General features: G+C 72.3%; 22 protein-coding genes. 14 read left to right on the top strand and 8 right to left on the bottom strand.

The genetic code is table 11. The features are described 5' to 3' along the window. Positions 1-51 precede the first annotated feature (51 nt). Both BJY18_RS08625 and eno read left to right on the top strand, forming a co-directional pair. Positions 52-948, top strand: a complete 897-nt coding sequence (locus BJY18_RS08625) for a helix-turn-helix transcriptional regulator (protein WP_184779227.1) — start codon at positions 52-54, stop codon at positions 946-948. A 163-nt stretch (positions 949-1,111) separates the two neighbouring features. Continuing rightward, positions 1,112-2,392 (top strand): phosphopyruvate hydratase, encoded by a 1,281-nt coding sequence (gene eno / locus BJY18_RS08620; RefSeq protein WP_184779226.1) that lies wholly within the window; start codon positions 1,112-1,114, stop codon positions 2,390-2,392. 64 nt (positions 2,393-2,456) lie between these two features. Here the strand turns inward: eno and BJY18_RS08615 are convergent, their stop codons facing one another. Further along, positions 2,457-3,698, bottom strand: coding sequence for a DUF8814 domain-containing protein (locus BJY18_RS08615; protein ID WP_184779224.1), 1,242 nt, complete (start codon positions 3,696-3,698; stop codon positions 2,457-2,459). Positions 3,699-4,036: 338 nt separating this feature from the next. Between BJY18_RS08615 and BJY18_RS08610 the strand changes: the two genes are divergently transcribed. Continuing rightward, entirely contained in the window at positions 4,037-4,825 is a 789-nt protein-coding gene (locus tag BJY18_RS08610; RefSeq protein WP_184779222.1) for a thioesterase family protein, read from the top strand. A gap of 28 nt (positions 4,826-4,853) precedes the next feature. On the opposite strand, the gene BJY18_RS08605 is transcribed toward BJY18_RS08610, so the two are convergent. After that, a complete protein-coding gene (locus BJY18_RS08605; RefSeq protein WP_184779220.1) occupies positions 4,854-5,630 on the bottom strand; it encodes a GntR family transcriptional regulator in 777 nt (258 codons plus the stop codon). 97 nt (positions 5,631-5,727) lie between these two features. Between BJY18_RS08605 and BJY18_RS08600 the strand changes: the two genes are divergently transcribed. After that, positions 5,728-6,792 carry a YeiH family protein gene (locus BJY18_RS08600; RefSeq protein ID WP_184779218.1) on the top strand — a complete coding sequence of 355 codons (1,065 nt, stop codon included), beginning with the start codon at positions 5,728-5,730 and terminating at the stop codon, positions 6,790-6,792. 10 nt (positions 6,793-6,802) lie between these two features. Here the strand turns inward: BJY18_RS08600 and BJY18_RS08595 are convergent, their stop codons facing one another. Further along, positions 6,803-7,075 carry an SGNH/GDSL hydrolase family protein gene (locus tag BJY18_RS08595; RefSeq protein WP_184779217.1) on the bottom strand — a complete coding sequence of 91 codons (273 nt, stop codon included), beginning with the start codon at positions 7,073-7,075 and terminating at the stop codon, positions 6,803-6,805. 98 nt (positions 7,076-7,173) lie between these two features. Here BJY18_RS08595 and BJY18_RS08590 point away from each other — a divergent pair, with 98 nt between their 5' ends. Further along, entirely contained in the window at positions 7,174-7,560 is a 387-nt protein-coding gene (locus tag BJY18_RS08590) for an ATP-binding protein (RefSeq protein ID WP_184779215.1), read from the top strand. Between the two features lie 15 nt (positions 7,561-7,575). Here BJY18_RS08590 and BJY18_RS08585 read toward each other — a convergent pair whose 3' ends face one another. Next, positions 7,576-8,187, bottom strand: a complete 612-nt coding sequence (locus BJY18_RS08585; RefSeq protein WP_312873793.1) for a TetR/AcrR family transcriptional regulator — start codon at positions 8,185-8,187, stop codon at positions 7,576-7,578. 75 nt (positions 8,188-8,262) lie between these two features. Between BJY18_RS08585 and BJY18_RS08580 the strand changes: the two genes are divergently transcribed. From BJY18_RS08580 to BJY18_RS08570, 3 genes are all read left to right on the top strand, one after another. Continuing rightward, positions 8,263-8,526 carry a hypothetical protein gene (locus BJY18_RS08580; protein ID WP_184779211.1) on the top strand — a complete coding sequence of 88 codons (264 nt, stop codon included), beginning with the start codon at positions 8,263-8,265 and terminating at the stop codon, positions 8,524-8,526. After that, the gene (locus tag BJY18_RS08575; RefSeq protein WP_184779209.1) at positions 8,523-8,660 is read left to right on the top strand and encodes a hypothetical protein; all 138 of its coding nucleotides are present in this window, start codon (positions 8,523-8,525) and stop codon (positions 8,658-8,660) included. The genes BJY18_RS08580 and BJY18_RS08575 overlap by 4 nt, the downstream gene beginning before the upstream one ends. 168 nt (positions 8,661-8,828) lie before the next feature. Continuing rightward, positions 8,829-9,785 carry an alpha/beta hydrolase gene (locus BJY18_RS08570; protein WP_184779207.1) on the top strand — a complete coding sequence of 319 codons (957 nt, stop codon included), beginning with the start codon at positions 8,829-8,831 and terminating at the stop codon, positions 9,783-9,785. An 11-nt stretch (positions 9,786-9,796) separates the two neighbouring features. Here the strand turns inward: BJY18_RS08570 and BJY18_RS08565 are convergent, their stop codons facing one another. Further along, positions 9,797-10,915: a helix-turn-helix domain-containing protein gene (locus BJY18_RS08565; protein ID WP_184779205.1), complete on the bottom strand. Its 1,119-nt coding sequence runs from the start codon at positions 10,913-10,915 to the stop codon at positions 9,797-9,799. Between the two features lie 9 nt (positions 10,916-10,924). Beyond that, positions 10,925-11,818 carry a LysR family transcriptional regulator gene (locus BJY18_RS08560; RefSeq protein WP_184779203.1) on the bottom strand — a complete coding sequence of 298 codons (894 nt, stop codon included), beginning with the start codon at positions 11,816-11,818 and terminating at the stop codon, positions 10,925-10,927. Between the two features lie 68 nt (positions 11,819-11,886). Between BJY18_RS08560 and BJY18_RS08555 the strand changes: the two genes are divergently transcribed. From BJY18_RS08555 to BJY18_RS08545, 3 genes are read left to right on the top strand one after another with little or no spacing between them, the layout of a single operon-like run. Beyond that, positions 11,887-12,741 carry an EamA family transporter gene (locus BJY18_RS08555; protein ID WP_184779201.1) on the top strand — a complete coding sequence of 285 codons (855 nt, stop codon included), beginning with the start codon at positions 11,887-11,889 and terminating at the stop codon, positions 12,739-12,741. Positions 12,742-12,800: 59 nt separating this feature from the next. After that, the gene (locus BJY18_RS08550) at positions 12,801-13,745 is read left to right on the top strand and encodes a hypothetical protein (RefSeq protein WP_184779199.1); all 945 of its coding nucleotides are present in this window, start codon (positions 12,801-12,803) and stop codon (positions 13,743-13,745) included. Positions 13,746-13,797: 52 nt separating this feature from the next. Beyond that, entirely contained in the window at positions 13,798-14,172 is a 375-nt protein-coding gene (locus BJY18_RS08545) for a hypothetical protein (protein ID WP_312873792.1), read from the top strand. Between the two features lie 780 nt (positions 14,173-14,952). Here the strand turns inward: BJY18_RS08545 and BJY18_RS08540 are convergent. Further along, positions 14,953-15,432 carry a hypothetical protein gene (locus tag BJY18_RS08540; protein WP_184779197.1) on the bottom strand — a complete coding sequence of 160 codons (480 nt, stop codon included), beginning with the start codon at positions 15,430-15,432 and terminating at the stop codon, positions 14,953-14,955. A gap of 85 nt (positions 15,433-15,517) precedes the next feature. Between BJY18_RS08540 and BJY18_RS38230 the strand changes: the two genes are divergently transcribed. Then, complete coding sequence (locus tag BJY18_RS38230) at positions 15,518-16,618, top strand: TetR family transcriptional regulator (protein ID WP_446680340.1); 1,101 nt, start codon at positions 15,518-15,520, stop codon at positions 16,616-16,618. 56 nt (positions 16,619-16,674) lie between these two features. Beyond that, positions 16,675-17,040 carry a DUF488 domain-containing protein gene (locus BJY18_RS08525; RefSeq protein WP_184779195.1) on the top strand — a complete coding sequence of 122 codons (366 nt, stop codon included), beginning with the start codon at positions 16,675-16,677 and terminating at the stop codon, positions 17,038-17,040. Positions 17,041-18,298: 1,258 nt separating this feature from the next. Here BJY18_RS08525 and BJY18_RS08520 read toward each other — a convergent pair. Continuing rightward, positions 18,299-19,192 carry an NAD(P)H-binding protein gene (locus BJY18_RS08520; RefSeq protein ID WP_184779194.1) on the bottom strand — a complete coding sequence of 298 codons (894 nt, stop codon included), beginning with the start codon at positions 19,190-19,192 and terminating at the stop codon, positions 18,299-18,301. Between the two features lie 107 nt (positions 19,193-19,299). Between BJY18_RS08520 and BJY18_RS08515 the strand changes: the two genes are divergently transcribed. Further along, the gene (locus BJY18_RS08515) at positions 19,300-19,923 is read left to right on the top strand and encodes a TetR/AcrR family transcriptional regulator (protein WP_184779192.1); all 624 of its coding nucleotides are present in this window, start codon (positions 19,300-19,302) and stop codon (positions 19,921-19,923) included. The last annotated feature ends 427 nt before the right edge of the window (positions 19,924-20,350 follow it).

Raw genomic sequence — 20,350 nt, 5'->3', positions numbered from 1 at the left:
TGGGAGCGGCCGTCCCAGGACGGCGCGCGCAGGAGAGCGCACACTGGCTGGATGGACCGTGCTGAGCTCGCCAACGTCCTCAAGGCTGCCCGTGCCCGCCTCATGCCCGAGGAGGTCGGCCTCCCGGCGGGCCCCAGACGGCGAGTGGCCGGGTTGCGGCGGGAGGAGGTCGCTCAGCTCGCCGGACTGAGCGTCGACTACGTCGTGCGCCTCGAGCAGGGTCGTGGGCCGCAACCGTCCACGCAGGTGCTCACGTCGCTGACGCAGGCCCTGCGGCTCGAACGCGACGAACGTGACCAGGTCTTTCGCCTCGCCGGTAGCGCACCGCCGCTGGCCGGCCGGATCGAGACGACGATCCGGCCGAGCGTGCTGCGGCTGCTCCAGCGCCTGACGGACCTGCCCGCGCTCGTGCAGTCGGCCAAAGGGGACGTCCTCGCGCAGAACGCGATGTCCAAGGCGCTGCTCGGTGATCTCGGCCGGTGGCCGGAAGGACGGCGCAACGTGATCTGGCAGCGCTTCCTTGGCGACGGCACCAAGCACGTCGCGCTCAACCCGCAGGAGGACGAGAGAGCGGCACAGCAAGCCGTCGGGCTGCTCCGCACCGCGGTGTCGCGGTATCCGCGCGATCCGGATCTCCTCCGGCTGATCGAGGAGCTGATCGCGGGCAGCGAGAGGTTCTGGAGCATGTGGGAGGAACGACGGTCCACGCTGTCCCGGTCGATGACCAAGACCATCGAGCACCCCGAGGCCGGACGCCTGACGCTGGACTGCGACACCCTGCTGCTGCCGGACACCGATCAGTCGATGATCGTGTATTCCGCCGCCGCGGGGACCGACGCGGCGGCTGCCCTGGACGAGCTGCGAGCCACCACCGGGGGACAGGCGACCGGTGAACTCGTGCTCGCGGTCCCGGCCGGGCATCGGGACGACGGACACCGGCGGGACTGAGCGGCCGGGTGGCGGGAGGGTGCGGCGGGCAATGCGTCAGGATCGATTCAGTGTCTTCTGCTAGCCTGCGTCCGGATGTGCGGCTCACCGTGGTGCCGCCTGCTGCCGCGGTGCCCACGGTGATGTCGCAGAGCGCTTCGGCCGGAACCTTCCGAGGAGCGCAATGACAAGCATCGTCTCGATCAAGGGCCGCGAGGTGCTCGACAGCCGCGGCAATCCCACCGTCGAGGTGGACGTGGCCCTGGCGGACGGGTCGATCGGCAGGGCGGCCGTCCCGTCGGGGGCCTCGACCGGCACCCGCGAGGCGGTGGAGCTGCGCGACGGGGACAAGCAGCGGTTCCACGGCAAGGGCGTGCGCAAGGCGATCGAGGCGGTCAACGGCGAGATCGCCGAAGCGGTCACCGGCCTGGACGCCGAGGCGCAGGGTGACGTGGACCGGGCGATGATCGCGCTCGACGGCACCGCGAACAAGGCGCGGCTCGGCGCCAACGCGACGCTCGGAGTTTCGCTCGCGGTCGCGAAGGCCGCCGCCACGGCCAACACCCTGCCGCTCTACCGCTACGTCGGAGGTGTGTACGCGCACCTGCTGCCGATGCCGATGATGAACATCGTCAACGGCGGTGCGCACGCGGACAACCCGATCGACTTCCAGGAGTTCATGATCGGCCCGGTCGGCGCGGAGACGTTCGCCGACGCGGTGCGGATGGGCTCGGAGGTCTTCCACACGCTGCGCAAATCGCTGCACGAGGCCGGCCACAACACGAACGTCGGTGACGAGGGCGGGTTCGCCCCGCAGCTCGGCTCGGCCGACGAGGCGCTGGAGTTCGTGGTCCGAGCGATCGAGGAGACCGGCTACACCCCGGGCGAGGACATCGCCCTGCTGCTGGACCCTGCCGCCTCCGAGTTCTACCGCGACGGCGTGTACGACTACACCGGCGAGGGGCGCAAGCGCAGCGTCGAGGAGCACGTGGCCTACCTCGCCGAGCTGACCGGGCGGTTCCCGATCGTGTCCATCGAAGACGGACTGGCCCAGGACGACTTCGCCGGGTGGAAGCAGCTGACCGACCGCATCGGCGACCGGGTCCAGCTCGTCGGGGACGATCTGTTCTGCACCAACGTGGAGATCCTGCGTGACGGGATCGACCGCGGCATCGCGAACTCGATCCTCATCAAGGTCAACCAGATCGGCACCCTGACCGAGACGCTCGCCGCGGTCGACACCGCGCACAAGGCGGGCTACTCGGCGGTCATGTCGCACCGCTCGGGCGAAACCGAGGACACCACGATCGCCGACCTCGCGGTGGCCACCGGATGCGGTCAGATCAAGACCGGTTCGCTGTCCCGTTCCGACCGCACGGCCAAGTACAACCAGCTGCTGCGCATCGAGGAGGAACTCGGCACCGAGGCCCGGTACGCGGGCCGGGAGACCTTGCGCCGCAAGTGATCCCCTGGTGGCGGCCCGGATCCCGGGCCGCCACCGCGGTGCGGCATCCGAGCCGTGACGGGGATCAGGAACAGGCCGGGATCGCCGGCTGACCCGACGCGGTCTTCACGTAGGCGTCGGAGATGAAGTTCCCCGGCCCGATCCGGTCCCACACCTTGCTGGTGCCGTACTTGCCGGTCACGGAGTCGCCGTTGGCGTGGCATTCGATGGGCACCTTGGCGTAGTTCGCCGCCAGGCCCTTGGCCGCGGCGCTCGTGCTCGCGCCGGCGCGCACGGTCACCGGGTCTCCCGCGGTGCCGACCACGCCGGTGGCCGCGTCCGAGCCGGTCCAGAGGTAGGTCACCTTGACGTTGCCGTTGTCGCTCAGCTTCAGGCCGGCGGTGAACACACCGTCGGCGAGGTCGATGCCCGCCGGATTGCCGACCTTGTAGCCGAGGTCGTCTCTTCCGCCGTTGTAACCGTTGTGATAGGCCGCGTACGCCTCGGGCTGTCCCTGCGGGAGGTCGGTGTACTCGGCGCGGACCGAGGCCGGGTTCCAGTAGTCGTCCTTGGTGTTCCACGGGCCGACATCCCACACCGGCGCGTACTCGCACCGGCTGCCGCTGGTGGTGCACACCCGCACCGAATAGCTGCCGCTTCCCTTGGCGGACAGGGACTTCCCCGAGGGCAGCGCGACGAAGTGGTCGTTCGAGGTGATCACGTGCCCGTTCGCCGTCGTGTGGCCGACGAGGCCTTCCCGGGTCGCGTAAATCGGGTAGGTGTGCGGAGCGGCCGCGGTGAGGGCGTTCGCCTGCGGATCGAGTGCGGCACCGAGCTCGACCTCCCGCACGACGGGGGTGCTGCCGTCGGTGGTGCTGGACAGGGAAACCCGGGTCTGCACCTCGCGTACCGGCTGGGTGAAAGCGGCCGGTCGCTCGCCTGCGGGAGTCCACTCCGTCCAGTCGTCGGCGCCGGCACGGCCCCGTACGTCGACCTCGACGCTGGTGCCCTTCGGCAGGTCCGCGGTGACCTTCGCGCGGACCCGGTTCACCGGCGTGTCGAGGCGCCGCACGGGGGAGACGAGGTAGCCCTCACTGCCCGAGGCCCGCACCTGCGTGCGGTGCCATGCGAGGTCGTGAAGCCTCAGCACGCCACCGGCCGCGGCCACGTTCAGGTCGTCACCGTCGACTGTGGACAGATCGGCACGCCAGTCCCCGGATCCTGCCGGTGGTGCCGCCCCGGCGGCCACTGTGTTCCCGGCCGTGAGAGCCCCCGCCGCGAGCAGTACCGCGGCCGCGCGCCGGACCATCGCATTCCCGACCACCATCGGTCTCCCGTCACTCGTCCGAATCGAACGGGACGGAGTCTGGGCACGGTGCGTACATGATCCGTACAACCGGCGTGACCGGTTCGTGTACTCCGGGGGCGGGCCCGCCGGCCTCCCCCTTCCGGAGGCCGGCGAACCCACCCGAGCACAGGGAACACCGCCCGACGACCGGAGACCAGCCCTCGAACGGGCGACGCGGGGTCCGAAGTGGACAGCCGCCACGTGGCGGCGGGGCGGCCCGCACCGTGGGGCCCGGGTGGGTGGCGTCGGTCTCAGTACCGGGTACGAACGGTGCTGGACCAGTTAGGTTGCCGAAAAGGACTCACCTGGGAGGGCCCGTGACCACGACGACGTTCGCCGCGGTGTCCGGCGTCAAGCAGCGGTCGGCCACCACGTTCGACGCCGACCTCAGCGCGGCGTGGACCATCGGCGGCCGCCCCAACGGCGGCTATCTGCTGGCCACGATCGCGCGGGCGGCGGGAATGGTCGCCGGGCAGCCGGACGTGCTCGCGGCGAGCGCCCACTACCTGCGCCCGCCCTCACCTGGGCCAGCCTCAGTGGTGATCGAACCGGTGCGTTCCGGTCGTACGGTGAGCCAGCTGCGCGGCCGGCTGGAACAGGACGGCCTTCCACAGGTCGAGGCCCTGCTGACCTTCGGTGTCCTCGGCGGTGGCGAGCCGTTCTGGCGTGACGGTGTTCCGGACCCGCAGCTCGACGCACCGCGCGGCGCGCGCGTGGAGACGGCATCGCCGTCCGGGCTCACCGTCGCTCTCATGGACGAGATCGACCTGCGGCTGGACCGGCCGATCCTCGAGGTCCCGACCGGCCGCGGGGAGCTCCGCGGCTGGCTCGCACTGCCCTCGGACGAGCCTTTCGACCCGGTCAGCCTGCTGTTCGCCATCGACGCGCTGCCGCCGGCCACCGCCGACGTCGCGAAGTCCGGCTGGGTGCCGACGCTCGAGCTGACCGCCTACGTGCGGGCCCGTCCGGAGCCCGGCCCGGTGCGCGTGCTGCACCGGGCGCACCTGATCGGCGACGGCCGGGTCGACGAGTCCTGTCACGTCTGGGACCGCACCGGCCGGCTGGTCGCCCAGGGCACGCAGCTGGCCGGCATCCGGCTCGACTGACTCGGGAAGTCCCGGCAAGCAGGGGAGTTCAGCCGAGTGCGGCGAGCTGCCGGGGGCCGATCAGCCGGTAGCCGGTCCGGCCGGAGAATTCCGCGGTGAGCGCGAACCGGTCACCGCGCACCAGGGTGTGCCGCCATTCGACCGGCGTGCCCGCGCTCGTGCCCAGGCGGCAGATGGAGAACGCGGCCGACGTGGGGGAACAGCCGAGCAGGGTGCGTTCGGCCGGGCTGGGCACGAGCGCGCGGATCTGCTCCTCGCCGTGGTCGAGCCGGACGCCGGCGCGGCGGTGCAGTTCGCCGTACAGGCTGGTGTGCTGGAAGTCGGCGGCCAGCAGCGGACGGGCGATGTCCGCGGGCAGCCACACCCGGTCGACCGCGAGCGGTTCGTCGCCGGCCAGCCGCAGCCGTTCCAGGTACAGCAGGGGAGTGGAGCCCTCCAGCGAAAGCCGCTCCGCCACGACGGCGTCCGCGCGGACGTCCAGCGTGCGTACGACGCTGTTCTGCGAGAGCCCGGCGGCCTCCACCGCGGCGAAGAGGCTGTAGAGCGCGCCGAGCGGCTGGACGATCTCGGTGGCTTCGGCGACGCGCGGCTGCTTGCCCCGCTCCGCGACGAGCGTGCCGTCCGCGCGCAGCTCGCGCAGCGCCTGCCGGACGGTCTGGCGGCTCACGCCGTACTCCTGTGCCAGCGCGAGTTCGCCGGGGAAGGTCCGGTCGAACTCGCCGGCGCGGATCCGGACGAGCAGCCGTTCCCGCAGCTGCCGCCACAGCGGCTGCCCGCCGGACCGGTCCAGCTCGCCTTCGTCCATTTCGCCTCCTCCGCTGCGGGAACAGTACCGCCCGGCCAGGGTTGTCAAATGTACGTACATCTCCTAAGTTAAATGTACGTACATTGGAGGTGCGTGTATGACATCGGACGGGGCCGCGGCGCTGGGCCGGACTGCGGCGGTGCCGCAGTGGCTGGTGAACTTCGGCCGCAAGGTGCCGGGCCTGCTGGTTGCGGTGCTGGTCGCTGCGGTGGCCACGGCGGGCGGGAAGCTCGTCCCGGTGGTCGGCGGGCCGGTGCTCGCGATCGTGCTGGGGGTGCTGGCCGGGACGGCCGTGCCCGGTCTGCGTGCGGTGCGCCTGAGCCCCGGGTACGCGTTCGCGTCGCGGACCGTGCTCCAGCTGTCCATCGTGGTGCTCGGCACCGGTCTGTCGTTGCAGCAGGTGGTGCACGTGGGCGGGCAGTCGCTGCCGGTCATGCTCGGCACGCTGGCCGTCGCCCTCGGCGGAGCGTGGCTGCTCGGCCGGGTGCTGGGCGTCCGCGGCGACACGCAGACGTTGATCGGGGTCGGTACCGGCATCTGTGGCGCGTCCGCGATCGCCGCGACGAGTGCCGTGCTCAAGCCCAAGGAGGCCGAGGTCGCCTACGCGCTCGGCACGATCTTCACCTTCAACGTGGCCGCGGTGCTGCTTTTTCCGCCGCTGGGGCACCTGCTGGGGATGTCGCCGCACGCGTTCGGGCTGTGGGCCGGCACCGCGGTGAACGACACTTCGTCGGTCGTCGCCGCCTCCTACGCCTACGGCGGCGACGCGGGGTCCTACGGGATCGTGGTGAAGCTGACGCGGACCCTCATGCTGATCCCTATCGTCCTGGTCCTCGCCGTGCTCGCTGCCCGCCGCGACGCGCGGTCCGGTCGGCTGTCCCTGCGCACCTTGCCGTGGCACCGGCTGGTGCCGCCGTTCCTGATCGGCTTCCTTCTCGCGGCCGGCCTGGACAGCGCCGGGCTGATCCCGGACTCCTGGCACGAACCGCTGTCGACCGCGGGCACGTTCCTGATCACCATGGCGCTCGCCGGGATCGGGCTTTCCCTCAAACCGGCCGACCTCCGCGCCGCCGGGCACCGGCCGCTGCTGCTGGGTGCGCTGCTGTGGATCGCGGTCGCCGCATCGAGTCTCGGCCTGCAAGCGTTGACCGGCGCACTGTGACCGGTTCCGCTCAGCGGACCCGGGGATTGCGCTTGCGCTGGCGCCGGGCGCTGAAGGCGGACACGATGCGGGGCAGTCCGCGCTGCCGGGTCACGAAGATCACCGGGGCGTCCGGTCCGGGTTCTTCGGACCGGCTCGCCGTGGCGGCCGCACGGTCGTGGAACTCGCGCAGCCCGGCGGCGAACTCGGCCGGATCGCCCCCGACGTCCGGATGGTGGGTGCGCACGAATTCCCGGTAGGCCGCCCGGTCCGCCTCGGACCACGCCCGCCGTTCGTCCGCCATGGCGCACCTCCCTCCCGGCCAGGATAAGGGCGCCCGCGGTTCACCGGGGAGCCTCGTGGGTAGTTCAGGGGTCGCCCCCTACTCCAGGAGGATCGGCGATGGCCGACCAGTCCCCGCCCGCCGCCGCGACGGCGGTCTTCGCCGGTGCGGACACCGCACCCGCTGCCCGCACCACGCTGCAGGCGATGCTCGCCCAGGTCGCCGGTCCCTTCGTGGCCGATGCGACGCTCCTGCTCGACGAGCTGCTCACCGACGCCTCCCGGGACGGCGCGGTCTGCCGCGACCTCCGCCTGGGTGTGCTGGCCGGGCCCGCGCGCCTGCGCATCGAAGTCACCCGCACCGAACCGGCTCGTCCGGTCACCGGCCCATCCTCGCCCGAACGCGGGTGGGGCCGGCTGCTGCTGGAGGACCTGGCCTCGGACTGGTCCTCGGACACCGACGGGGCACTGGCGACGACCTGGGTGGAGCTGCGGCTGCCCGGCTGAGACCGCGCACCGGCCTCAAGCCGGCCGGGTCAGCTCGGCCAGGTGTGCGCGCAGTACCGCGAGGCATTCCTCGCCGGTGGTGATCTCCGGCTGGAGCACCGCGCGGAAGGCGAGCCCGTCGAGCAGTGCGGCCAGCCGCGGCGCCTCGACGTCCGGATCGCGTGCCACGAACGCGCCGGTGCCGGCCAGCGCTTCGAGGATGCGCCGGGACAGGGTCACCGTGCCACGGCTCACTTCGGCGGCCAGATCGGACAGTCCCGGAACGGCTCGCGCGGCCATCAAGAACTCGACCAGCACGGTCATTTCGGTACGGCGCAGCTCGTCGAGCGGGAGTAGTTCGGCGAAGAGTTCGGTGAGCCGGCCGGCCACCTCGTCGCGTGGGCAGTCGGCCAGCGGTGCGATCTCCTCCCGGTGCCGGAGCAGCCGGGCACTCGCGCGGTCGATCGTGGCCCGCATCGCGAACCGCATCAGGTCGTGCTGGCTCTCGAAGTAATGCCGGACCGAGCCGATGTTCAGCTGTGCTTCGGCGGCCACGGTGCGCAGGGACACCGCGTGCAGCCCGTCCCGTGCGGCGAGGCGCAGCACCGCATCCGCGATGTGCGCCCGCCGCTGTTCTCCGTCCACCACTCTCGGCACTGGACTGTTCTATCACACCTGTGATACCAAGTGTTGTATCACAGGTGTGACAGAAAGGGTTGTGCGGTGGAGACGGTGCTGAACGTGCTGCTGATCCGGTTCGGGATCATCGCCGGTGTGGTCGTGGTCCTCGGCCTCGCGGTGTTCGCCGTGGTCGTCGCGCTGCGGCGGCGCGGTCAGGGGGACCGGGTGCGGGCCGGGGCGGCAGCGGTGGCCCGGTGTGCCGGGCGGGCGATGGACCAGCGCGGCGGCCGCGGCCGGGCCGGCGGGCGAGCCGCCCGGAAAGCGGTGCGGTGGCTGGAGGACGACCGGCGGCGGGACGCGCGGTGACCCGGCTCGCCGAGGGGGAGGAGATCCTGCACCACCTGCTGGCGGATCTGCTGATCAAGGGGCTGATCGTGGTCGCCGCAGTGGTCGTGCTGGTGCTGGGGGTGGTGCTGATCTGGAAGAAGGTGGGTCGCTGAGACAGCCTGTCCCGCGGTGCAGCTTCCGTGGTTCCGGCCGGGGCCGGTGGACGGCGGGGCGACGTCCGGCGGGCCGGTCCCGTGCGGAGCGCGACGGGTGGCGGGTGCCGGGAGCACCCGCGTCCCTGGAGGATGGCGGGACGAGGCCGAACTGCCGGAGGAGAGCCGATGAGCTACCGCTTCGATCCCGAAATCGCCGCCGCGATCTCAATGCTTCCGGACGTCGACGTGTCCGATCTGCCTGCCGCGCGCGAGCGGATGGCGCAGCTGCTGGAAGAGCGGCTCGCCGAAGTGGACGAAACCGGCGTGGAGGTGCGTGACGAATACGTGCCCGGCCCCGAAGGAGCGCCCGAGGTCCGCGTGCGCGTGTACACCCCGCAGCGGCGCGCGACGTCCGCGCTGCTGTTCGACGTGCACGGTGGCGGATTCGTCCTCGGCTCGCCGGAGGCCGGGCACGAGGGTTTCGTGGAGCTCTCCCGTGACCTCGGCGTCGTGGTGGTCTCGGTGGACTACCGGCTGGCGCCGGAAACGCCGTACCCGGGCGGGCTGGAGGACTGCTACGCCGCGCTGGTCTGGGCGGCCGAGCACGCCGACGAGCTCGGCGTCGACCCGCAGCGGGTGGTGATCCACGGGGTCAGTGCCGGCGGCGGGCTGTGCGCCGCGCTCGCGTTGCTCGCCCGCGACCGCGGCGGGCCGGCGATCGCGTTCCAGTACCTGGGCGTGCCGGAGGTGGACGACCGGCTGGAAACCGCGAGCATGCGGCGGTTCACCGACACTCCACTGTGGAACCGCCCGAACGCGGAGATCAGCTGGGACTCCTACCTCGGCCCCGGCGTGCGCGGCACTGGCGACGTTCCGGTGTACGCCGCGCCCGCCCGCGCGACCGACCTGTCCGGTCTGCCGCCCGCGTACGTCTCGGTGATGGAGTTCGACCCGTTGCGCGACGAGGGAATCGCGTACGCCCAGCAGCTGCTGGCCGCGGAGGTCCCGACCGAACTGCACCTGTTCCCGGGCACCTTCCACGGCTCGTCCCTGATCGAGCACGCCACGGTGAGCCGGCGCGAAGCGGCCGAGGTTCGCGCGGTGCTGGCCAGGGCGTTGGGTGTGGAGCAGCCGGGCAGCTGACGCGCGACTGGTCAGGCGGTCTCGGCCAGCCGCCTGGCCAGTAGCGCGAAGCGCGCGCGGAAGCGGCCCGCCGGATCGTCGAGTGACCAGCCGAGCACGTCCTCGACGTGCGCGAGCCGGGTGGCCACCGAACTGTGGTGGCGGTGCAGGGTGACCGCGGCTTGCCGCAGGGAACCCGTGCGGCAGAAGGCTTCCAGCGTTTCCAGGTCGCCGGCACCGGGCAGCGCGTCGAGCGCCCGCACGTCCGGCTGGGTCCGCAGCCGTTCGGCCGGGATGTCCGCGAGCAGGGTGAGTGCGCCGAGATCGCGGTGCACCACCAGCGGTTCGGCCTCGGGGACGGCGAACCGTTCGGCGAGCCGCGCCTGCAGCCACGAACTCCGGGCATCGAGCCCGTCGGCCGCGTCGCCCACGCCGATCCGGACGGTGCCGGGAAGGGCGTGCTCCCGTGCCCGGGAAGCCAGTGCCGCGCGAAGGGCGGTGACCACGGAGTCCGGACCTTCCCTCGGCTGCAGCAGTACGGCCGCGACCCCGCCGACCACCGCGACGCGCGCGCTGCTCGGACTACCGCCACGCGCCACCAGCGCGACCGCGGGGGCGCCCGGGTCGCGGCCGTCGCCGGCCCCGACCGCCACCACCCGGATCGGCCGCGTGCTGTCGAGGCCGAGGAGCACGAGGGCCCGCGCGCGATCCTCGTCGGCCGCCTGCTCACCGAGGACCAGCTCGACCAACGCGGGGTCGGCGAGGTGCGGCGTGGCCGGGCGGGGTTCCGCGGGACCGAGCAGCCGGGCGGCGATCGCGAACCGCTCCAGCACGAGGTCGTCGAGCGGCCCGGCACCGTCGGCGCGTTCCAGCCACACCTTCCCGGCGACCTCCCCGCCGAGCTCCGCGGAGACCGCACCGGCGGGTACCTCCGCGGTGTCCCCGGCGGGCGTCCCGCGCGGGCCGTACCGCAGCGGCGGCCGGTCCCCGTAGCGCAGCCCGGCCCCGCATTCGGCGAGTGAAGCCGCGGCGCGCACGAGATCCGGCAGCGTCGCACGGTGGGCGACCAGCTCGTCGAAGTACGCGATCACGCGTACCGCGGCCTCCGCACTGGAGTCGACCGCGGACAGCCGCAACAGCAACCCCTTCATGGCGCCAGCCTAGCGCTGTACGCGGGTCCGGTGAGTCGCATGTGGACGGTCGGCGCCGCGGTAGAGCTTCCCGAGCAGCGCCACCGCGGCGTGCGTGGCCGGATGCGGGTCGTCGCGGCGCCAGACCAGCCGTACCGGGACCCGCGGCGCGTCACGCACCCTGCGGTAGACGATCCCGTCCCGGCGGTACTGGGGCACTGTGCCGTGCGGAGTGACGCCCACGGACCGTCCGGTGGCGATGGCAGCCAGCCAGTCGTCGATGTCGTGGATCCGTTCGACCCGCGGGCGGGCGTCGGTGGGCCACAGATCAGTGGTCGTGGTGCCGGTGCGGGTGTCGATCACGAGCACCCGGGTGCCGACTTCGGCCAGGGTCACGCTGCGCCGGCTCGCCCACGGGTCGTCCGCGGCCATCGCGCAGTAGCGGTCCTCGTGCCCGACCGTGGCATCGGCGAACCGCCCCGCAGGCACCGGCGTACGGAGCACAGCCAGATCGCACAGTCCCTCGGCGAGCCCGCCGGTCGCGCTGTTCGTGCGGACGAGCAGGAGTTCGACCTCCGGATGGCGGCCCGCCCAGCGCCGCTGGAATTCACCGGTGTGGCGGCCCATCGCCGACCACGGGTGGCCGATGCGCAGCCGGGTGTGCCCGGTGGTGGCCTCGCGCACCAGGTTGTCGGCCTCGGCGAGCAGATGCCGGGCCCGCGCGAGCACCTGGACGCCGGCGGTGGTCGGGGTGAGGCTGCGGCTCGTGCGGTGCAGCAGGCGCACGCCGAGGACCTGTTCCAGCGAAGCCAGCGTGCGCGACACCGCGGCCTGGGAGACCCCGAGTTCGAGCGCGGCGTCGGTGAACGTGCCGGCGTCCACGATCGCGACGAGGCAGCGCAGCTGACGGAGTTCCAGATCCATACGGCCAGCGTATCGATACTTCGGTCAATGCATTTTGCGTATGGATTTCCGCGCGGCACGCTCGGCGCATGGTGACTGCGGAAGTGGCCGGGCGGGCCCGCGCGTCCGGGGCGGCGATGCTGCTCGGCGGGGCACTGTCCAACCAGCTCGGCGCGGCGACGGCGGCGCTGGCGTTCCCGGTGCTCGGCCCGGCCGGTGTGGTGGCGGTGCGCCAGTGGGTGGCCGCCGCGGTGCTGCTCGCGGCGGGACGGCCACGGCTGCGGACGTTCACCGCGGCGCAGTGGCGTCCGGTGCTCGGGCTCGCCGCGGTCTTCGCGACGATGAATCTCGCGCTCTACGCCGCGATCGACCGGATCGGCCTCGGCTTGGCCATGACGCTCGAATTCCTGGGCCCGCTGGCCATCGCGCTCGCCGGTTCGCGGCGGCGGGTGGACCTGGCGTGCGCGCTGGCCGCGGCGGCTGCGGTCGGGGTGCTGACCCGGCCGGAGCCGAGCACGGACTACGCGGGCATCGCGATGGCGTTGCTCGCCGCCGGGTGCTGGGCCTGCTACATCCTGCTCAACCGCACGGTCGGCCGTCGGCTGCCGGGAGTGCAGGGTTCGGCCGCGGCAGCCGGCGCGTCCGGGCTCGTCTACCTGCCGGTCGGCGTGTTCGCGTTCCTGCACCACCCGCCTTCGGCCGGGGCGCTGGTCGCGGCGCTGACCGCAGGCGTGCTGTCGTCGGCGGTGCCGTTCCTGGTGGATCTGCTGGCACTGCGGCGGGTGCCGGCACGGTTGTTCGGGGCGTTCATGAGTGTGCAGCCGGTGCTCGCCGCGCTGGTCGGGCTGGTCGTGCTGGACCAGCGGCTGGACGCCGTGGCCTGGGTGGCGGTCGGGGTGATCGTGGCCGCGAACGCGGTGGCCGTGCTCCGGCGTGTCGGCTGACCGGCGCCGCGGCGGGCGCCGTAGCGTCGGGTGCGGCCGGTGGCGGAGGAGGTGCGGCCGTGACGCGGATCCCGGACCGGGAATGGCCGGCGACGGTCGTGCCCGGCGACGAGCACGAGCGGGCCCAGGCGACCGGCGTGCTGTTCCGCCGCCTCGGCTGGGTCACCGAGCGGCTGACCCGCGACGAGCGCGACGACGTCGAACGGCAGCTCGAATTTTGGTACAGCAACGGATACTGCCCGGACGCGCTGCTGATCGCGGTGAGCGCGCTCCCGGGCGGCGACCGCCAGCGTCCGCGCACGGCGGCCGAGCGGCCGGGAGACTTCCTGCGGTCGCGGTTGAACGGCTGGTTCGACGATGACGCCGGCGCCGCGATGAGCCAGGTGCACGAGCCACCGCGGCGGGGGCAGACGTTCGAGGCGTGGTTCGCCAACCGGCGCAAGCAGGCTCGTGAAGAGGGCGGCTACCGGCGTCCGTCGAGGCTCGGCGGCGCGGGGGAGCAGGCGCGAGCGCAGGCGCGGGAGATTGCCGCGGCCCGGCGTCCGGACCCGGTGGCCCGCGTCCGCGAAGCCGAGCGCCGGCGTTCGGCGGCGCTGGAAAGCCTGCGGCCGGCCGGAAGTGCCGCGCCGGTCGTCCCGCCGCCCGCGGAAACCCGTGCGACGCCGCGGATGGTGGCGTCGTTCGCCGGAAGGCAGGCCGTGGCCGCGCAGTCCCCGGCCGTCCAGCGGATCGTGGAGCGGCTGCGGGCCGAGAACCGTGGCCCGTCCCCGGCCGAGAAGGCCGTGCTGCGCAACGCCGTCCGCGACGCCCACCACCACGCCGGCCTCGGCAGCCTGGCCGCGGCGAGCGCGGAGGTCACCGACGACGCCGGCGAGCTGACCCCGCAGGCCCGGCAGATCCGCGACCTGCTGGCCCGCGCGACCGACGACCGGCTGCCCGTGGACGCGGCCGTCCGGCTGCTGCTCACCGGACCGGAATCGGCCGGCGATCACACGATGCGGTGAGCCCCGCGTGTCGGGCGCCCCGGCGCGGCCGGGATGCTCCCACACTCACCCGGTGACGAACACCGCCTTGGAGGACGCCGGCCGCTGCCTGCTCTCAGTAGCATGGAACATCCGCACCGGCGGCCCCAGGGCCGACCCGTACGCCGACGCCGTCCGGTCGAGGCTGCGGGACCTGTGCCGCACCCTGGGCCACGCCACCTGCCACCAGGCAGCCGCCGGCGGCGCCGGGGACCACGAACCCCTGCTGCGCCTTGCGGATCTGGCCTACGAGATCGACACGCTGTTCCTGCTGGTCGGCACGGCCCTCGTCCCGTCCCCAGCCCGCGACGAACGCCGCCGGCAGGAAATCGACACCCTGCTCACCCACGTGGACACCTTGTCCGCCGAGGCGGCAGCGGTACTGGAACCGGTCTGCGTCCCCGGCTGACGCGCCCTGCGGTCACCAGCTCGGTCCGGGCGGCGGGTGGCCGCGGAGCTTGAGCGTGGCGGGTGACTGCGGTGGGTCTGGGGTGGCGGGTGACCGCAGTAGTGTTGGCTGGCGCGTGATCGCGCTGGATCCGGGGTGGCAGGCGACCACGGGCGCTGGAGTGGCACGTGACCGCCGAGAGTTTGCTGTAGATGGCTGACCACCGGAGTTTGGGGTGGTAGTTGACCACCGGCGTTTGCGGTGGTGGCTGACCCTGGTGGGTCTCGGTCACAGGTGCCACAGTGGATTGGGTGGCAGATGACCACAATCGCCTCGGGGTCGTCGGTGATCACGGAAGCTTGTCGTGGCAGGTGATCGCGGAGGGTTCCGGGCGACAGATGAACACGGGGGCGGGCCGACCGGAACCGGCTTTTGGCCCGCTCAAACCGGCGCAGGCTAGGGAGCCCCAAGCCCACCTGATCGCCTACCACAACAAGAGTCCGTGGCTAGCTGCTACCCCGAGCGCTGGTGGCCGCCTACCACTGCAAACCCCATGGTCGGCCGCCACCACAACGCCCGTGGTCGCCTGTCACCCGGATAGCTGTGGCCGCTGCTCGCGCATGGGGATTCCCGTCGAATCCGTGAAGTGCTTTCAGGGATTCGATTTCTGTAGGCCCCTTCATGGCCTCTTCGCGCGCTCCCCGTGCAAGAGCGAGCGTCCGAGCTGACGGGGGCGCGTCCGTGGGCGGGTCGGCGTCAGCTCGGACGCGCCGGGCGTGCGATCGCGGGAAGCGGGCAGGGTCAGGGGCGGCGGCGGACTCCGGCGAGTACTGCGCTCAGGCTGGGCAGCCAACGGTGCCGCGGATCCGGTGCGGTGAGCCACTCCGGGCCCGCGCCGGGAGTGTGGTGGCCGGCGGGCAGGGGGAGGAGCGCGCCGCAGTCGAGGACGTCGACGTCGTCGGGGAGGGAGCCGCGGAGAAGGAGCTGGCCGTCGGCTTCGGCGAGGATGGCCAGGCGCGGGCCGTGCGGCGTCGGGACGACCAGGGACGGGCCCTGGGAACCCAGCGAAGACAGGTGGGCGAGCACCGGGCTCGCGGTCAGCTTCGGCAGGGTGACCGCGCACAACCCGCCTTCGAGGGCGAGGAACAGTCTCGACTCCTGACGGCGGATCGACCAGCCGAACACCCCGCCGTAGTAGGCGGCGGCCGGTTCGGCGCCGGCGTTCGGACCGGATCCGGCGTTCGGCCCCGGGCCGGGTCGCAGCTGCTGATCGAGAGTCATCGTCGACGCCTTCCGCTCGCGAGGGTGCTGTCCCATGCTAACGGCACTCAGTGCCACTAGCAAGCCTGCTGCTACCGTCCAGGTCATGACGGAAACGCCGCGCACCCGCGTCGGGGCGACTCCCGCCGGGCGGCGGCAGTTGCGCCGCGCGCTGGCATCGGCCGCGGTGGATCTGTTCGCGGCCAACGGATACGAGGCGACCACGGTCGACGACATCGCCGCGGCCGCGGGCGTCGGGCGGCGGACGTTCTTCCGGTACTTCGACAGCAAGGACGAGGTCCTCTTCGCCAACCACGACGAGATCGTGGCCGAGATGGAGCAGGTTTTCGCTAACGCGGACCCGGGGCGGGACCCGGTCGAGGTGGCGTGCGCGGCGGTCGCGCTGGTGCTCGACTCGTATGCCGCCGAACTCGACGTTTCGCTCAAGCGGTTCACCCTCACCCGTACGGTGCCTTCCTTGCGGGACAAGGAAGTCGCGACCGTCGACCGGTACCAGCGCGTGCTGGCCCGGTACCTGGGTGAGCGCTTCGCGGCGACCGGCGACGAGACGGCGAACCTCCGCGCGGCCGTGGCCGCGGCCGCGATCGCGGCCGCCAACAACCACGTGCTGCGGCGCTGGCTGCGCAGCGGCGGCACGGAAGACATCGCGGCCAGCGCGAGCGAGGCGTTCACCTTGGTCGTGAACGCGTTCCGGCCGGCCGCGGTGGCTCCCTCGATGTTTTCCGGGGCGCCTCCCGCGGCGCAGGCGACACTTGCCGCGACGTCTTCTGCGACGCAGGCGGCGGGTCCTGCGACGTCTTCCGGAGCGTCTCGTGCGGCGCAGGCAGCGGCGTCCGCGACGTCTTCCACGGCGCCTTCCGGGGCGTCCGCTGCGGCGTCGTCCGTGGGGTCTCCTGAGTCGTCTTCTCCCTCGTCGCCTGATGTCCCGTCGTCTTCTGAACCGTCATCTACTGCACGGTCGTCTTCTGCGCAGCGTTCTGCGCCGCCGTCTTCTACAAAGTCCCCCGGGTCGCAGGAGCCCTCCGGCGAGTCCGTTGTAGACCGTCCGTCCGGCGAGGGCAGCACACACGACCCGTCCGGTGAGCCCGGCACGGTGGTGGCCGTCATGAGCACCACGACGCCGTTGCACGAGGTCGTCACCCGCGTCGGCGCGGCTCTGCGGGAGGCGGAACGCCGTTCACGCTGAGCGTTAGTGCACTCAGTGCCATTCGGTGGCCGGCCCGTCGAGGGCACAATGGCGGCATGGCCTCTCCCGATGTGCATGTGGCCCGGGTGTACGACCCGCCTGCCTCTGCGGACGGTGAACGAGTCCTCGTCGACCGGCTGTGGCCCCGCGGGCTGGCCAAGGACGCGGCCGCCTTGGACGACTGGTGCCGGGACGTGGCGCCGTCCACGGAGCTGCGCCGCTGGTACGGCCACGATCCGGCGCGCTTCACCGAGTTCGCCCGCCGCTACCGAACCGAACTGTCCGAGCCTGCTGCCGCGGAGGCACTGGCGACTCTGCGCACGCGCGCGTCCCGCGGCCGGCTGACCCTCCTGACCGCGACGAAGGACCCCGCGCACAGCCAAGCCGAAGTCCTGGCCCACCTCCTCCGCGGCAAGGACTGACCCGGCTGCGACCGGCACGGGCTCAGGGCAACCCCGGCGACGTCCGCGGGACGGGCGCCGATGTGTGGTTGCTGGGTGCCTTGGCGTGAGTGTGCGGTTCGCCTTGGTGCGAAGGCGCGGGCATGGGCAGACCCGTGGTCCGGCGTGTTCGTGGCCCGGTCTCTCGGTGTGGTGCGCCGGCGGGTGTCGGTGTGCTGGTGGTCGAGCGTTTCGTGTGGGCTGGGTGCCGGTGTGCTGGTGGTCGAGCGTTTCGTGCGGGGCCGGTGTGGGCGATGGGTGGTCGGGCGTTTCGTGCGGAGTCAGGGTGGGTGCGCTGCTGGTCGGGCGTTTCGGGGGCCAGTGCGCGTGACTGGGTGTCTAGCGCAATAGGCGTCGGTGTGCTGGTGACGGGACGTTCCTCGAGGTGGACGCGAGCCTGTGGGTGATCGGGTGTCTTGCGGATAGGTGGCGGCGTGCCGCTGGTCGGCGTCTTGCGAGGTGGGTGTCAACCTTCTGACGGGTGAAATCGTTCGTGGCGGGCTCGGCGTGTGGTGGCCGAGCTGGTTCGCGGGCGGGAGCCAATGTCCTTCTGGGTGGAGTCTTGCGTGGCGGCCTCGGCGTGCGGTGATCGGGCTTTTTCGCGGGTTGGGTGTTGGCGTTGAGGGCGGCCGGGTGTCTTGCGGATAGGTGTCAGTGCGTGGGTCGTGCTGGCCGTGGGGTAGGGCTGGCGGTGGAGTGATTGCGCGGTTGGTTTTCTGCGAGGGCTTCGGTGGGGTGGTTTGCGGCGTGGGGTCGGGACTTGTTTGGTGGCAACGGTGTTGGCCTGCAGGTGGTCGCGTGCATCGTGGATAGGTAACGGGGCGTTGGTGGTCAGGCGTTTCGGCTGAGTGGTTTCTGCGGGTGGGCCGTGGGAGTCTCGGCGGGGTGGTTTGCGGCGTTGGGGTCGGGACTTGGTTGGTGGCAGCGGTGCCGTTGTGTGGGTGGTCGGGCGGGGCGCGGGGTAGGTGGCGGGGTGCTCGTCATGGGGTGTTGTGTGCGGTCGGTTTCTGCGGGTGGGCCGCGGGAGACTCGGTGGGTGGTTCGCGGTCGTGGGGTCGGGGACTTGTTCGCCGGTAACGGTTTCGGTGTGGCGTGGTTGGGGCGGTGTGCTTGCCGCGGAGGCTCCGGGAGGCCGCGGTGGCTGCGGGTGGCTGTGGGAGGCCGGGGCGGCTGGGGCGGCTGCGGTGGCTGTGGGAGGCTGCGGTGGCTGTGGGAGGCCGTGGTCTCCCGCGGGTGGGGTTCATGAGCCTTGTACGGCGGGTTTCAACACCTCCTCACACCACGTGCGGAACGTCGTGGGTGCGTCGACGGCGTGGTGCGGGGTGCGGGCGACGCCAGAGTCCAGGCCGTTTTCCTTGGCTTCGGCCATGTCTGCCATGGCTTGCGCCATGGCGTCCGACGCGCCGCCGGCGAGCATGTGTTCTTTCATGGCCGCCAGGGAGATCTGTTCGTACTTCACGGGCGTCCCGAGTACTTCGGTGACGGTGGCGGCCAGGTCCTCCTGCGTCAGATCTTCCGGGCCCAGCACCGGAACCTCTTCCGCGCCCGTCCACGACGAGTCGGTGAGCAGCCGCGCGGCGACTGCGGCCATGTCCTGCGCGGCGGCCGTCGGGCCGACGTGCGTGGGGGACAGCGCGTCGAAGAAGACGCCCTTCTCGCGGATGGTCCGGACCTGCCGCGTCAGGTTGTCCATGAAGGTCGGCATGGCGAGCGCCCGGAACGCGGCGCCGGTGCCGGCGAGCAGATCGTCCATCGCCAGTGAGCCGGTCACGTTGCCCGCATGCCCGGCGTACGACGTGCCGCGGCCCAAGGCGGACACGCTGACGACCCGAAGCACGCCCAGGCGCCGGATCGCCTCTGCCGCGGGCCTGGTCGGTTCGGTGTAGGCCTCCACGACGTCGGAGGCACGCCGGTCGGCCGGCCACACCCAGAACACCGCCGCGGCACCCTCGAACGCGCGGCCGAGCACTGCCGGATCACGGTGCGAACCCTCGACGACTTCGGCCCGCGCCCGCACGTCGGCGGGGAGTGCGGCCGGAGCGCGGGCGATCACCCGCACCGGCTGCTCCTCGGCGAGCAGCCGGGTGACGAGGCGGCTGCCGATTCTTCCGGTGGGCGTGGTGACGACGATCATGGTGATACTCCTGGAAGCTGGATCGGACGAGAATGGCCGGGAGGGACGGCCGGGACGGGATCAGGTAAACTCGACCGTACCGTTTACTTTTCGGGAAGGCAAGGGCGATGGTGCGAGAAGGCGGTGCGCAGCTGCGGGGGGACCAGCTGCGCCGGCACATTTTGTGGGCGGCCAAGGAGGTCTTCCTGGAAACCGGCTACGAACGGGCGTCCATGGACGCGGTCGCCACCCGTGCCGGCACGTCCAAGCGGTCGCTCTACGCGCACTTCGAGAACAAGGACAAGCTGTTCCTCGCGGTTCTCGACCTCGTCGGCGAGCTGTACCTGGACAAGCTGCGCACGCCGGACGCGTACGCGGCGGAGCCGTCCGAGGCGGTGACGTTGTTCTGCGGGCGTTTCCTGCAGCTGATGGTGTGGGAACCGCAGGTGCGCACGACCCGGCTCACCATGACCGAGGCCGAACGCCAGCCGGCCAGCGCGTTCGCCTACTTCGAGGCGATGTACGGCGCCACCCGCGAGCGGCTGGCCGAATACCTGAGCAGCCAGTACGGGCTGGACGGTCCGGCCGCGGACGCCCTCGCCGAGGACCTGGTCGGACGCACGGTGCTGCCCCGGGTGTTCCGCACGCTGTTCGGCGTCGAAGAGGCGGTGGCGGCCGCGCCGGGGCCCGCAGTCGGTGACGTCGATCTGATCCCGATCCGCCGGATCGTCGTGGAGGCGTTGCCGGATTAGCGCGCGAGGTGCGGCCAGGGCCGGCGGCGGGTGAGCCCACCGGCCCGAGTCCTCGGTCGGCGCTGTGGCCGGTTCGCGCGGTCAGGGTGCTGATCGGACCGACGCCGACCGGACCGACGCCGACCGGCCGGGGCCGATCGGACCGACGCCGATCGGACCGACGCCGATCGGACCGACGCCGATCGGACCGACGCCGATCGGACCGACGCCGATCGGACCGACGCCGACCGGCCGGGGCACTTTCGCCGGGCCGAGGCAGCACGCGTGTCGAAGGCTGGGCGGAGAGCGTAGCTGCCGCCGGGAACGTGGACCGGGGCGGCAGCCGCACTCGCCGACGGACAGGCCGACCACTTCCGCCGCCGCGGGAACGCGAGCCGGGCACCGATGGCCTTCGTCGCTGCCGGAAGTGCCGGCCGCGATGAACCTC

Origin of the sequence: Amycolatopsis jiangsuensis (genome assembly GCF_014204865.1) — a bacterium.
Lineage (GTDB): Bacteria > Actinomycetota > Actinomycetes > Mycobacteriales > Pseudonocardiaceae > Amycolatopsis > Amycolatopsis jiangsuensis.
This window is presented reverse-complemented; position numbering and strand designations above follow the sequence as displayed.

Excerpts from the sequence above, each read along its gene's own strand:
- BJY18_RS08625 (WP_184779227.1), top strand. The coding sequence starts at position 52 with ATGGACCGTGCTGAGCTCGCCAACGTCCTCAAGGCTGCCCGTGCCCGC.
- eno (WP_184779226.1), top strand. The coding sequence starts at position 1,112 with ATGACAAGCATCGTCTCGATCAAGGGCCGCGAGGTGCTCGACAGCCGC.
- BJY18_RS08615 (WP_184779224.1), bottom strand. The coding sequence starts at position 3,698 with ATGGTGGTCGGGAATGCGATGGTCCGGCGCGCGGCCGCGGTACTGCTC.
- BJY18_RS08605 (WP_184779220.1), bottom strand. The coding sequence starts at position 5,630 with ATGGACGAAGGCGAGCTGGACCGGTCCGGCGGGCAGCCGCTGTGGCGG.
- BJY18_RS08600 (WP_184779218.1), top strand. The coding sequence starts at position 5,728 with ATGACATCGGACGGGGCCGCGGCGCTGGGCCGGACTGCGGCGGTGCCG.
- BJY18_RS08595 (WP_184779217.1), bottom strand. The coding sequence starts at position 7,075 with ATGGCGGACGAACGGCGGGCGTGGTCCGAGGCGGACCGGGCGGCCTAC.
- BJY18_RS08590 (WP_184779215.1), top strand. The coding sequence starts at position 7,174 with ATGGCCGACCAGTCCCCGCCCGCCGCCGCGACGGCGGTCTTCGCCGGT.
- BJY18_RS08570 (WP_184779207.1), top strand. The coding sequence starts at position 8,829 with ATGAGCTACCGCTTCGATCCCGAAATCGCCGCCGCGATCTCAATGCTT.
- BJY18_RS08565 (WP_184779205.1), bottom strand. The coding sequence starts at position 10,915 with ATGAAGGGGTTGCTGTTGCGGCTGTCCGCGGTCGACTCCAGTGCGGAG.
- BJY18_RS08560 (WP_184779203.1), bottom strand. The coding sequence starts at position 11,818 with ATGGATCTGGAACTCCGTCAGCTGCGCTGCCTCGTCGCGATCGTGGAC.
- BJY18_RS08555 (WP_184779201.1), top strand. The coding sequence starts at position 11,887 with ATGGTGACTGCGGAAGTGGCCGGGCGGGCCCGCGCGTCCGGGGCGGCG.
- BJY18_RS08540 (WP_184779197.1), bottom strand. The coding sequence starts at position 15,432 with ATGACTCTCGATCAGCAGCTGCGACCCGGCCCGGGGCCGAACGCCGGA.
- BJY18_RS38230 (WP_446680340.1), top strand. The coding sequence starts at position 15,518 with ATGACGGAAACGCCGCGCACCCGCGTCGGGGCGACTCCCGCCGGGCGG.
- BJY18_RS08525 (WP_184779195.1), top strand. The coding sequence starts at position 16,675 with ATGGCCTCTCCCGATGTGCATGTGGCCCGGGTGTACGACCCGCCTGCC.
- BJY18_RS08520 (WP_184779194.1), bottom strand. The coding sequence starts at position 19,192 with ATGATCGTCGTCACCACGCCCACCGGAAGAATCGGCAGCCGCCTCGTC.
- BJY18_RS08515 (WP_184779192.1), top strand. The coding sequence starts at position 19,300 with ATGGTGCGAGAAGGCGGTGCGCAGCTGCGGGGGGACCAGCTGCGCCGG.